This window comes from Patulibacter defluvii (genome assembly GCF_034096925.1).
Taxonomy (GTDB): domain Bacteria; phylum Actinomycetota; class Thermoleophilia; order Solirubrobacterales; family Solirubrobacteraceae; genus Patulibacter; species Patulibacter defluvii.
In genome coordinates this window covers 242,276-254,312 of record NZ_JAWZSQ010000002.1, presented here as the reverse complement: position 1 = coordinate 254,312, position 12,037 = coordinate 242,276, and the positions used below count along the sequence as shown (strand labels likewise).

Genomic DNA, 12,037 nt, shown 5'->3' with positions numbered 1-12,037 from the left:
CAGCACACTAGCGTCAAGCCTTTCCGATGTCCACCCGGATACGCTCGGCGCTCGCGTGGCCTCCACCAGTCGTCCACCCACGGTCGCGGACATCGCGGCCCGCTCAGGCGTCTCGAAGGCGACCGTCTCGCACGCCCTGAACGGGTCCGGCCGGGTCAATCCGAACACCCGCGAGCGGGTGCTCCAGGTCGCCGCCGAGCTCGGCTACTCGGCCAACGTCCACGCCCGCAACCTGGCGACCGGCCGCCACATGACGGTCGCGCTGCAGGTCTCCGGCCCCGCCGGCCGGCTGCTGGTGCCGGACTCGGCCTACTACATCGAGGTCCTCAACAGCGCGGCCGCGACCGCCCTCGCGCGCGGCTACGTGCCGATGCTGACCCCGACCAGCATCTCCGCCCCCGCCGCCGACGCGCTCGCCGTCGACGGGGCGCTGATCATCGACCCGGGCCGCAACGACGTCCTCTTCTCGACCCTCCGCGCCCGCGGCCGGCGGGTGGTGACGACCGGCCGGCCGATGCAGGCCGCCGGCGACGCGTCGTGGGTCGACAACGACCACGTCACGCTGACCCGGCTGGTGCTCGACCACTTCGTCGCCTCCGGCTACGAGCGACCGGCGCTGCTGACCACCAGCTCGTCGCACTCCTACGCCCAGGACCTGGTCCGCGGCTACCGGGCCTGGATCGCCGAGCACGACACGCCCGAGCTGCTGGTCCAGATGCGCGGCACGCCGACCGCCGAGCGCGCGATCGCCGGCGCCGCCGACCTGCTCTCGCGGCGGCCGCGACCGGACGCGATCTACGCCACCTTCGACATCTTCGCCCTCGGCGCGCTGCGCGCCGCGACCGCCGCCGGGCTGCGGGTGCCCGAGGACCTGGGGATCGCCTCGACCGTCGACAGCGAGGCGATGCGCTCGGTCGCGCCGACGATCACCGCCTGCCGCCTGCACAGCACGCGGATCGGCCAGCTGGCGATGGACCTGCTGGCCGACGAGCTCGAGGGCGCGCAGGCGCCACGGCGGGTGCTGGTCCCGGCGGAGATCGCCGCGCGCGCCTCGACCGCCCGTTCTGGCGCGTAGCAACTCGACCGCGCGCGACGCGGACGGCGGTCCCGGACGAACGGGGTGACGTATTCCCCCATCACAACGAGTTGTGGAGCCGGACCTCATAGACTGGGCCCGCACGCGGAGGGAACGAACGAGGAGCCCCATGAGCGAGACCCAGGAGTCGGCAGGCACGACGTCGGTAGCCACGGCGCAGGAGTCGTTGACCGTCGTCGACAACCGCACGGGGAAGAGCTACGAGGTCCCCATCACCGACGGCACCGTCCGGGCGATGGACCTGCGCCAGATCAAGGTCGACGACGAGGACTTCGGCCTCATGACGTACGACCCGGCGTACACGAACACGGCGTCGTGCCGGTCGGCGATCACCTTCATCGACGGAGACAGGGGGATCCTCGAGTACCGGGGATACCCGATCGAGCAGCTCGCCGAGCAGGCGACGTTCCTCGAGGTCGCCTACCTGCTGATCTTCGGCGAGCTGCCGACCAAGCAGCAGCTGGACGAGTGGACCCACGCGATCACGACCCACACGTTCGTGCACGAGAACGTGAAGTCGTTCGTGGAGGGCTTCCGCTACGACGCCCACCCGATGGGCATGCTGCAGGCGTCGGTGGCGGCGCTCTCGACCTTCTACCCGGAGGCCAAGGAGATCCACGACGAGCAGGTCCGCTACGAGCAGATCGTCCGTCTGATCGCCAAGGTCCCGACGCTGGCGGCGTTCGCCTTCCGCCACGCGAAGGGCATGCCCTACGTCTATCCGGACAACGACCTGAACTACGCCGAGAACTTCCTCGGCATGCTGTTCAAGATCGCCGAGCTGAAGTACCAGGCCGATCCGCGGATCGCCAAGGCGCTCGACGTGCTGCTGATCCTGCACGCCGACCACGAGCAGAACTGCTCGACCTCGGCCGTGCGCTCGGTCGGCTCGTCGCAGGTCGATCCGTACTCCGCCGTCGCCGCCGGCGTCGGTGCGCTCTACGGCCCGCTCCACGGCGGCGCCAACCAGAGCGTGCTGGAGATGCTCAAGCGGATCGGCTCGGTCGAGAACGTCTCCGGCTTCATCGAGGGCGTCAAGGCCGGCAACGAGCGGCTGATGGGCTTCGGCCACCGGGTCTACAAGAACTTCGACCCGCGCGCGAAGATCATCAAGAAGGCCGTCGACGACGTCTTCGAGGCGACCGGGACGACCAACCCGCTGCTGGCCGTCGCCCAGGAGCTGGAGCGGATCGCGCTCGAGGACGACTACTTCGTCAAGCGCAAGCTCTACCCGAACGTCGACTTCTACTCGGGCCTGATCTACGAGGCGCTCGGCCTGCCGGTCGAGATGTTCACCGTCCTCTTCGCGATCGGCCGCACCCCCGGCTGGGTCGCGCAGTGGCTGGAGATGGTGCAGGACAAGGAGCAGAAGATCGCCCGTCCGCGGCAGATCTACACCGGCGATCGCACGCGCGACTACGTGCCGATCGACCAGCGCGGCTGAGGCTGGATCCCGCCCCGCGTCACCGAGCGCCCGCCGATCCGGCGGGCGCTTCTCGTCGGTGGGTCGGACGGCGCGGTCCGGGAACCCGCGTACGCCGTCGCGGGGATCGCCTAGATTGGCGGAGCCCGCCTCGTCCCGACCCCCCGGAGGCCCGATGTCCCCCACCGTTCCCCGCCCGCCGCGCCCGCTGTGGACCGCGGGCGGGCTGCTGCTCGCGGTCGCCGCCGCGACCGGCGCCGCCGCTCCCGCCGTGGCCGGCACGGTCAGCACCAGCGGCAACGACGTGGTCTTCGCCGCCGGCGCCGGCGAGCGCAACCAGCTGCGGGCCGGCACCTCGCAGCCGGGCGGGATCCTCTCGCGCCCGAACTGGGCCGGCTACCTGAGCGACGACGGCGCGCCGCTGGCCACCGGCCCCGGCTGCCGGCCGGCCGACGTCGTCGGAACGATCTGCGACGTCGGCGGCCCGACCGGCTTCCGGATCGACGTCGGCGACGGCGACGACGACGTCAAGCTCTACGACGAGGGCGACTCGCCGGCGACCGCCGTCGTCCGCGGCGGGCCGGGCAACGACGCGCTCGGCGGTCTCGACGCGCGGATCGACCTCGACGGCGGCCCCGGCGACGACATCCTCTCGCCCGACTACGTCACCAGCACCGGCGGCCCGCCGAGCCCGGCGCCCGGCGGCGTCGTCCGCGGCGGCCCGGGCACCGACACCGTCGACTACCAGCAGGTCGGCGCCCGCGGCGGCCTGACGGTGACGCTCGACGACCAGCCGAACGACGGCACCGCCGGCGAGGGCGACAACGTCCACGCCGACGTCGAGAACGTCGTCGGCAGCGCCTACAACGACAACCGGCTGACCGGCAGCGCGACCGCCAACCGGCTGGAGGGCGCCGGCGGCGACGACCGGCTGACCGGCGGCGGGGGACGCGACGTGCTCCGCGGCTGGGGCGGCAGCGACACGCTCGACGCCCTCGACGGCAGCGGCGGCGACCGGGTCGAGTGCGGCGACGGCGCTGACGTCGCCCAGGCCGACGCGGGGGACGTGCTGAGCAAGGACTGCGAGAAGGTCGTGCTGGCGCCGGCGCTGCGCTCGACCAGGCTCCGCTACCGCGGCAAGCGGGTGGCGATCGCGCTCAGCTGCCCGCGGACCAGCCGCGGCACCTGTGCCGGCAGCGTCCGCCTGACCACCGCCGACGGCCGCGCGCTGGCCCGGGCCGGCTACCGGCTCCGCCGCGGCGCCCGCGCCACGGTGACGGTGAAGCCGCGCCGCCAGCCCGCCCGCCGGGCGACGCTGGTGATCGCGCCGAAGGGCACCGCCCCGGTCGCGGGGCGGGCCGTCACCGTCCGCTGAACCGGGCTCTGGAGGCCGCAACGGTGACGCCGGCGTCATCGTTGCGGTTCCCAACGGTTGCTCGTCGAACGATCTGTGACCGATGCCACCCGGGCGGCCCGGCGTCGTGTGACGGCGGCCACCGCCAAACCGTTTCACCGCTGAAACGCTGGGAGCGTGCTCCTGCCCCTCCACGACGGAACCACCGTGCTGCTGCGGCGGATCGTGCCGGAGGACGGGCCGTTGCTGCGGCGGGCGCACCGGATGCTGTCGGAGGAGACGGTCCGCAACCGCTTCCTGAGCGCCAAGCCGGCCCTGACCAGCCGCGACGTCCGCTACCTGACCGACGTCGACTTCGTCGACCACGTCGCGGTGGTCGCCGTCGACCCGCAGCGGCCGGAGGCGATCCTCGGCGTCGCCCGCTGGATCCGCGACCCGGCCGATCGGTCCCAGGCGGAGGCGGCCTTCGTCGTCGCCGACGCGCTCCAGGGCCAGGGGCTCGGCAGCGCGCTGGCGATCGCCCTCGCCGACCTCGCCGTCGAGCGCGGGATCGACGCCCTCCGCGGCTCGATGCTGGCCGGCAACCGTGGGTCGGAGGCGCTCTTCCGCACGATCGGCGCCGGCGAGCTGACCGTCGCGCGGATGGGGATCACCAACGAGGTGGTCGCCCCGCTGCCCGCCCACGACGATCGGCTGGAGCGGCTGGCGAGCCGCCGGCGGCTGGCCGCGCGCCGCCGTGGCCACGCGGGCGGGCGGCCCGCCGTCCGCCGCGCCGCCTAGCGCTCCCGCCCCCGCGCCCGTTCCCGCCGCTGGCGCCGCAGGACGGCGATCGTCATCTGGCTCAGGCGGTAGAGGAGCAGGTCGCCGAACGGCGTCTGCGCGGGGTAGACGCGGTTGGTGACGAAGGCCACCGAGACCCCCGAGGCCGGGTCCGCCCAGGCCCCCGAGCCGGCGTAGCCGAAGTGCCCGAAGGCCCGTGGCAGCCAGCTGCCGGGAACGAACGCCTGGTGGTAGCCGAGCCGCCAGATCATCGGGATCAGCAGGTTCAGGTCGGGCGCGCGGGACTCGACCCGCTCCAGCCGGCTGGCGGTCGACGACGAGAGCAGCGTGCGGCCGTCGACCGTGCCGCCGTTGGCCAGCGCGCCGTAGAGCGTGGCCAGCGACTCGGCGGTGAAGAGCCCGTTGGCACCCGGCATCACGGTGTCGAGGGCGGGGGCGTCGCGGCCGCTGAAGGCGCGGCTGATCGCCGGCGTGTAGAGCGATTCGAGCGTCCGCCGGGGCGGGCCGAAGCCGGGCAGCAGCGCCGAGAGCACGGGGACGGTGGCGACCAGCGGCCCGATCGCCCCGATCAGCGGCGGGACCCGGTCGCCGCCGCCGTCGCGCGGGCGGCCGAAGTGGAGCCCGTCGACCCCGAGCGGCGCGGCGACCTCGTCCTGCAGCAGCTCGTCGATCCCGCGGCCGGTGATCGCCCGTGCGAGCCCGCCGACCAGCCAGCCGTAGGTGATCGAGTGGTACGCCGAGCGGCCGGGCCGGTGGTCGGGCGTGCGGGCGGCCAGCCGCTCCTCGGCCCCGACGTGGTCGAGCAGCGACGGCAGGTCGGGCGCGATCGGCAGCAGCCGGTCGAGGCCCGCCTGGTGGGTCATCAGCTGGCGGACGGTGATCCGGCCCTTGCCGCCGGCGGCGAACGCCGGCCAGTAGGTCGCGACCGGCTCGTCGTAGTCCAGCCGGCCCTGGTCGGCCAGCCGGTGGAGGACGGTCGAGGCGACGCCCTTGGTGGTCGAGAACGACAGCCCGAGCGTGTCGCGCCGCCACGGGACGCCCCGCTCCGGATCGGCGCTGCCGGCCCAGATGTCGACCAGCACCCGGTCGCGCCGCCGGACCACGAACGAGCCGCCGCCGCGACCGGTCGCCCGGAAGACGCGGCCGAAGAGCCGGGCCAGCGGCTCGAAGCCGGGCTCGACGTGCCCCTGGACCCCGGCGGGCAGCGCGCCCGTCACGGGACCGGGGTCGGCGAGTGGCTGGGTCGTCATGCGCGGACGCTATCCGCCGCGGCGGCGGTGGCCGTGGGACTGGCACCCCGCCGTCCGACCTGCCACCGTTCCCGCACCACCCGACCGGGAGCCCCCGCCGCGATGTCGACCACCACCACGCCGTCCGCGCTCAGCCGCACCGCCGCCCTGCTGCGGACCGGCGGCGAGCAGCCGCCGATCGTCGACGGCTACCTCGACCTGCTGCCGGTCGACACCGTGCGGCCGACCGTCGGCCAGCGGGCGATGCGGTCGGCGCTGCTGCCGCAGATCTACGAGCGGCTGTGGCGGCCGATCGGCTTCCAGGCCTTCACCGGCCGGACCACCGCCGCCGAGCACGCACAGCTGCTGGAGCTGCTCGACCTGGCGCCCGGCGACGCGGTCCTCGACGTCGCCTGCGGGCCCGGCAACACCACCCGCCGGCTGCAGGACGCGGTCGGACCGGAGGGGCTGGTGGTCGGCTTCGACGCCTCGGCCTCGATGCTCGCCCGCGCCGTCCAGGACAGCGACCACCCCGCCGTCGCCTACGTCCGCGGCGACGCCCACCGGCTGCCGTTCGCCGACGGCAGCTTCGACGCCGTCTGCTGCTACGGCGCCCTCTACCTGATCGAACGCCCCGACGAGGTGATCGCCGAGCTGGCCCGGGTCCTGCGCCCCGGCGGCCGCGTCGCCGTCCTCACCACCTGCACCCGCGGACCGTGGCCGGCCCGCCAGCTGCAGGTCGCCGGCCGCCACCTGACCAGCGTCCGGATGTTCGACCGTCGCGACGTGCCGCGGGCCTTCACCGCCGCCGGCCTGAGCGGGGTCGAGCAGCACGTCCGGGCCTTCTCGCAGGTGGTCGCCGCCCGCCGCGCCGCCTGACCGGCACACACCGACGTCCACCGTTCGGGGGACCGGCCGCTCGCCCCGTCCGTCCGCCGATCGGGCGATGGTCGCCGCCGCCCCCGGCGCCCAGAATGGACGCCGGTGAGCACCGTCCGCGACCCCTACCTGGCGCACGCCGACTCGCGCCGCCAGCTGTTCGTCTGGGTCGACCCCTGGAGCTGGCAGGTCCAGATCGGCAGCTCGATCGCGACCGTCGAGCGGCTGCGGACCGCCGAGCTGCTGAGCGCCCTCCGCGGCCCCGCCACCAGCGCCACCGCGACCGCCCGCGGCCAGCGCCCGCGCTGGACCAGCGGCCCGCGCGACGGCTTCGGGCTCTCGATCACCGACCGCCTGACCGGCGCCCTGCGGCTGGAGATCCGGCGCCCCCGCGACCCCGAGCGCGACGCCGACCTGCCAGAGCACGACCCCGGCCACGACCGCTGGTTCGACGACCTCCCACCCGAGCTGCGCGGCGGCTACGCCCACGGCCCGACCGTCGTCGACTGGACCGACCTGTCGTTGGCCGCCGCCCGCGAGCTGGCCGACCGGCTCGAACGGCTGGTCGCCGGCTGAGGTCGCCCTCAGCCGTCGTCGCCGGCCCCGAGCAGCGGCTCCGGCAGCGCGCTCGGCGCGACCGCCGGGACCAGCGCCGAGAGCGGCGCCGCCGGCCGCTCGTCGAGCGCCACCACCCGCACCCGCTCGCCCGCCGCCGGCCCCGGCGGCGCGGTCACGAACGCGAACTCCCCCGGCCCCTGGACGTGGGTCACCGGCGGCGCGCCGTGCATCGCGCTGACCCGCGTCCGCGGCGCGAAGCCGGCCGCCCGGCAGAGCTCGGTCAGCCGCCGCGCGTAGCCCGACCGCTCCGGCGGCGCCCAGATGATCAGCAGGTGCCCGGCGAGCGCGGTCAGCGGCAGCCGCTCGCGATCGGCGAACGGGTCGTCGCGGTGGAGCGCCACCCGCAGCTCCTGCCCGTGGCCGTCGAGGACCCGCGCCGCGACCCCCTCGGTCGGCGCCAGCCAGCGCCCGAGCCCGAGGTCGAGCGTGCCCTTGCGCAGCAGCTCCGGCAGGTCGTCCGGCCAGCGCTGGGTCACCGTCACCGTCAGGTCGGCGTGGTCGCGGCGGATCGGCTCCAGCAGCGCCATCACCTCCTCGCCGCTCAGCGCCGGCGTGTGGCCGACCCGCAGCAGCGGCTCCCCGGCGGCGCGGCCGGCGATCCGGGTCCGCGCCCACGCGCCCTCGGCCGCGGCCAGCAGCCCCGGCGCCTCGGCCAGCAGCACCCGGCCGGCCGGGGTCAGCGCCACCTGGCGGGTGCTGCGCTCCAGCAGCGTCACCCCCAGCTCGCGCTCCAGCCGCTGGATCGACGTGCTGAGCGCCTGCTGGGCCAGCTGCAGCCGCTCGGCGGCGCGGGTGAAGTTCAGCTCCTCGGCGACCGCGACGAAATGGGCCAGCTTGCGCAGGTCGGTGATCGGCGGGAGGCGGGTCATGGGCGGCGGCCGGCCCCACCGTAGCGGCGGCCGCGATTGACCGCCGTCCGCTGTCACGCCACCGACGATCGCTGTTTCCGCTCCGGCCGGCCCGTTCGTAGCGTGGCGGCCATGCCCCACCACTCGCTCGAAGGCCAGGTCGCCCTGATCGCCGGCGGCGCCAAGAACCTCGGCGGCCTGCTCAGCCGCGAGCTGGCCGCCCGCGGCGTCGACGTCGTCGTCCACTACAACAGCGACGCCACCGCCACGGCCGCGGAGGAGACGGTCGCCGCCGTCCGTGCCGCCGGTCGCGAGGCGATCGCCGTCCAGGGCGACCTGACCCAGGTGGCCCAGGTCGAGGCCCTGTTCGACGCCGCGATCGACCGCTTCGGCCGCGTCGACATCGCCGTCAACACGGCCGGCAAGGTGCTGAAGAGGCCGATCGTCGAGACGACCGAGGCCGAGTACGACGAGATGTTCGCCATCAACAGCAAGGCGGCGTACTTCTTCCTCCGCGAGGCCGGCAAGCGGCTCGAGGACGATGGCCGGATCCTGACGATCGTGACCTCGCTGCTGGCCGCCTTCACCGGCCTCTACTCGACCTACGCCGGGGCCAAGGCGCCCGTCGAGCACTTCACCCGCGCCGCCGCCAAGGAGTTCGCCGCCCGCGGGATCTCGGTCGTCGCGCTCGGTCCCGGGCCGATGGACACGCCGTTCTTCTACCCGGCCGAGGACGACCAGTCGATCGCCTACCACCGCTCGCAGAGCCTCAACGGCGAGCTGACGAAGATCGAGGACATCACGCCGATCGTCGAGTTCCTCGTCTCCGACGGCTGGTGGATCACCGGCCAGACGATCTTCGCCAACGGCGGCTACACGACCCGCTGAGGCCGTACGCTCTCGGCCGTCCCCTCCCCGTCCCCCAGGTTCGATGGCCACCACCCTCCGCCGCTCACAGGGCGCCCAGCCCGTCACCACCCTCGAGCTGTTCTACGACCTGGTCTTCGTCTTCGCGATCACCCAGGTCTCGCACCTGCTGCTCGGCCACCTCAGCTGGGAGGGGGCCGGCCAGGCGGCGATCGTGCTGCTGGTCGTCTGGTGGTCGTGGAACTTCACCACCTGGGCGACCAACGAGCTGGATCCCGAGTCGACCCCGGTCCGGCTGCTGCTGCTGGGGTTGATGCTCGCCTGCCTGCTGATGGCGATCGCGATCCCGGAGGCGTTCGACGACCGCGCGCTGCTGTTCGTCGGCGCCTACGTGGCGATCCAGCTCGGGCGCCACGCCTTCCTGGCCTTCGCGGCCGCCGAGGCGGGGACGGTCGAGCGCCAGCGGGCGTCGCGGATCCTGGCCTGGTTCGCGACCGCCGGGGTGCTGTGGATCGCCGGCGCGCTGGCCGACGGCAGCGCCCGGACCGTGCTCTGGATCGCCGCCCTGGCCGTCGACTACGGCGGGCCGCTGGCCCTCTACTGGGTGCCCGGCGGCCGGCGGATGGACGGCGGCGCCTGGCAGGTCGAGAGCGGCCACTTCGCCGAGCGCTTCCAGCTGTTCGTGATCATCGCCCTCGGCGAGTCGATCGTGCTGACCGGCGCCACCAGCTCGGAGCTCGACCTGGACCTGGCGCGGGCGGCCGCGATCGCGCTCGCCTTCGCCGGCAGCGCGGCGCTCTGGTGGCTCTACTTCGCCTCGGTCTCCTCGATCGCCGAGGGCACCCTGGAGCGGGCCCGCGACCGGACGACCGTCGCCCGCGACGTCTACACCTACCTGCACGTGGTGCTGGTGGCCGGGATCGTCGTCAGCGCGGTCGGGGACGAGGTGGTGATCGCCCACCCGAGCGACGAGCTGCCCTCGCCGCAGCTGATCGCGCTGGTCGCCGGGCCGGCCCTCTACCTGCTGGCCCAGGCGCTGATGCGGTGGCGGATCGACCGCTCGCTCAGCCGCTCGCGGCTGCTCGGGGTGCTGGCTTGCGGGGCGATCGGGCTGCTCGGCAGCGCGACCCCGGCGCTGGTCGTCGCCGCGCTGCTGGCGCTGCTGCTGGCCGCGATCGTGGTCCTCGACGAGCGGGCCCGTCGTCGGCGGCGGGGCGCGGCCGACGACGAGCTGGAGCTGTCCGCCCGCGACTAGGCGACGCTGCGCTCGCGGCCGGCCCAGAACGGCTCGCGGAGGGTCGTCTTGAGGATCTTGCCGGCGCCCGAGCGCGGCAGCTCGTCGTGGCGGACCTCGACGCTGCGCGGGCACTTGTAGTTCGCGATCAGCTGCTTGCAGTGGTCGATCAGGCCCTGCTCGTCGAGCGTCGCGCCCTCGCGGACGGTGACGACCGCGTGGACCTGCTCGCCCCACTTCTCGCTCGGGATCCCGATCACCGCGCACTCGACGACGTCGGGGTGGGCGGCGACCGCGTTCTCGACCTCGGCGGTGTAGACGTTCTCGCCGCCGGTGACGATCATGTCCTTCAGCCGGTCGACGACGAAGACGAACCCGTCCTCGTCCATGTAGCCGGCGTCGCCGGTGTAGAGCCAGCCGTGGCGGAGCGCCTTCGCGGTCTGCTCGGGCAGGTTCCAGTAGCCGGCCATCACGTTGTCGCCGCGGCCGCAGATCTCGCCGACAGTACCGCGCGGCAGCTCGTTGCCGTCGTCGTCGAGGATCGCCACGTCGACCCCGATCACCGGCTCGCCGCCGGAGCGGGTCTTGCCGGCCAGCGGCCCCTCGAAGACGTGCCGATCGGCCGAGAGCATGGTCAGGATCGGCCCCGCCTCGCTCTGCCCGTAGGCCTGCACCAGGCCGGCTCCCGGCAGCAGCTCCTGGGCGGCTTGGATCACCGACTCGGTCATCGGCGAGCCGCCGTAGAGCAGCCCCCGCAGCGAGCTGAGGTCGTGCTGGCGGGCGGCCGGGTCGACCACGAGCAGGCCGATCATCGTCGGCACCAGCAGCGCGTGGGTGACCGCGTGGCGCTCGATCGCGACCGCCGTCCCCTCGGGCGTGAAGCGGTCGACGATCACGTGGCTGGAGCCGGACACCAGCGCGCCGAACATGCCCGCGCCGTTGGCCAGGTGGAACATCGGCCCGACGTGCAGGTAGCGGCTCTCGCGCGAGAGGCCGAGCGTCGGCAGCGCGTGGAAGGCGTCGATCAGCAGGTTGGTGTGGCTGAGCATCACGCCCTTCGAGCGGCCGGTCGTGCCGCCGGTGTAGAAGAGCCCGGCCAGCTCGTCGCCGCCGCGGTCGCGGGGCTCGATCGGCGCGCTGCCGGCGACCAGGTCCTCGTAGGCCAGCAGGCCCTCGGGGGTCTCGCCCTCGCCGGCGAAGACGACGTGGCGCAGCGTCGGCACCTGCTCGCGGAGGACCGGCACGACCGGCGCGAAGGCGTCGTCGACCAGCAGCACCTCGGCCCCCGAGTCGGTCAGCCAGTAGACGATCTCCGGCGGCGCCAGGCGCACGTTGACCGGCACGAAGACGCCGCCGGCCCACGGCACGCCGAGGAAGAACTCCAGGTAGCGGTCGCTGTTGAGGCCGAGGAACGCGACCCGGGTGCCGTAGCGGGCGTCGCCCTCGGCGGCCGGATCGCCCGACCGCACCCCCAGCTCGACCAGCGCGCCGGCCAGCCGCGCGCTGCGGTCGGCCAGCTCGCGGTGGGTCCGCTGGCGGTCGAGGAAGCGCGTGGCGATCCCGTCCGGATCGAGGCGGGCGGAACGGGTGATCGTCTGCGTGATCTTCATGCGGGCTCCGTCGGAGGGGACGCGGGGGTGGGTCGACGCTATCCGCGACGAGCGCGAACGCGCCAGTGGCCGATCGACCACGGGGCGCCGCCGGACTGG

The 12,037-nt window shown here is 74.3% G+C and carries 11 protein-coding genes; 8 read left to right on the top strand and 3 right to left on the bottom strand.

Annotated elements, in window-relative coordinates:
- The first annotated feature begins 55 nt into the window (after window positions 1–55).
- The 4 genes from SH587_RS03305 to SH587_RS03290 all read left to right on the top strand — a co-directional run bounded on the left by SH587_RS03305 (window position 56) and on the right by SH587_RS03290 (window position 4,653).
- Window positions 56–1,075, top strand: a complete 1,020-nt coding sequence (locus tag SH587_RS03305) for a LacI family DNA-binding transcriptional regulator (RefSeq protein WP_320669136.1) — start codon at window positions 56–58, stop codon at window positions 1,073–1,075.
- 130 nt (window positions 1,076–1,205) lie between these two features.
- Window positions 1,206–2,540 (top strand): citrate synthase, encoded by a 1,335-nt coding sequence (locus SH587_RS03300; protein WP_320669135.1) that lies wholly within the window; start codon window positions 1,206–1,208, stop codon window positions 2,538–2,540.
- A gap of 154 nt (window positions 2,541–2,694) precedes the next feature.
- Window positions 2,695–3,894, top strand: coding sequence for a calcium-binding protein (locus tag SH587_RS03295; RefSeq protein ID WP_320669134.1), 1,200 nt, complete (start codon window positions 2,695–2,697; stop codon window positions 3,892–3,894).
- A 156-nt stretch (window positions 3,895–4,050) separates the two neighbouring features.
- Window positions 4,051–4,653, top strand: coding sequence for a GNAT family N-acetyltransferase (locus tag SH587_RS03290; RefSeq protein ID WP_320669133.1), 603 nt, complete (start codon window positions 4,051–4,053; stop codon window positions 4,651–4,653).
- On the opposite strand, the gene SH587_RS03285 is transcribed toward SH587_RS03290, so the two are convergent.
- A complete protein-coding gene (locus tag SH587_RS03285) occupies window positions 4,650–5,903 on the bottom strand; it encodes a serine hydrolase domain-containing protein (RefSeq protein ID WP_320669132.1) in 1,254 nt (417 codons plus the stop codon). The two genes, SH587_RS03290 and SH587_RS03285, sit on opposite strands and share 4 nt — an antisense overlap.
- 102 nt (window positions 5,904–6,005) lie before the next feature.
- Here SH587_RS03285 and SH587_RS03280 point away from each other — a divergent pair, with 102 nt between their 5' ends.
- Both SH587_RS03280 and SH587_RS03275 read left to right on the top strand, forming a co-directional pair.
- A complete protein-coding gene (locus tag SH587_RS03280; RefSeq protein ID WP_320669131.1) occupies window positions 6,006–6,761 on the top strand; it encodes a methyltransferase domain-containing protein in 756 nt (251 codons plus the stop codon).
- Between the two features lie 105 nt (window positions 6,762–6,866).
- Window positions 6,867–7,337: a hypothetical protein gene (locus SH587_RS03275; RefSeq protein ID WP_320669130.1), complete on the top strand. Its 471-nt coding sequence runs from the start codon at window positions 6,867–6,869 to the stop codon at window positions 7,335–7,337.
- A gap of 8 nt (window positions 7,338–7,345) precedes the next feature.
- Here SH587_RS03275 and SH587_RS03270 read toward each other — a convergent pair whose 3' ends face one another.
- Complete coding sequence (locus SH587_RS03270; protein WP_320669129.1) at window positions 7,346–8,248, bottom strand: LysR family transcriptional regulator; 903 nt, start codon at window positions 8,246–8,248, stop codon at window positions 7,346–7,348.
- Window positions 8,249–8,359: 111 nt separating this feature from the next.
- On the opposite strand from SH587_RS03270, the gene SH587_RS03265 reads away from it, so the two are divergent.
- Both SH587_RS03265 and SH587_RS03260 read left to right on the top strand, forming a co-directional pair.
- Window positions 8,360–9,115 (top strand): SDR family oxidoreductase, encoded by a 756-nt coding sequence (locus SH587_RS03265; protein WP_320669128.1) that lies wholly within the window; start codon window positions 8,360–8,362, stop codon window positions 9,113–9,115.
- Between the two features lie 43 nt (window positions 9,116–9,158).
- Window positions 9,159–10,349 (top strand): low temperature requirement protein A, encoded by a 1,191-nt coding sequence (locus SH587_RS03260; protein ID WP_320669127.1) that lies wholly within the window; start codon window positions 9,159–9,161, stop codon window positions 10,347–10,349.
- On the opposite strand, the gene SH587_RS03255 is transcribed toward SH587_RS03260, so the two are convergent.
- Window positions 10,346–11,938, bottom strand: a complete 1,593-nt coding sequence (locus tag SH587_RS03255) for a long-chain-fatty-acid--CoA ligase (RefSeq protein ID WP_320669126.1) — start codon at window positions 11,936–11,938, stop codon at window positions 10,346–10,348. The genes SH587_RS03260 and SH587_RS03255 overlap by 4 nt on opposite strands.
- Window positions 11,939–12,037: the final 99 nt, after the last annotated feature.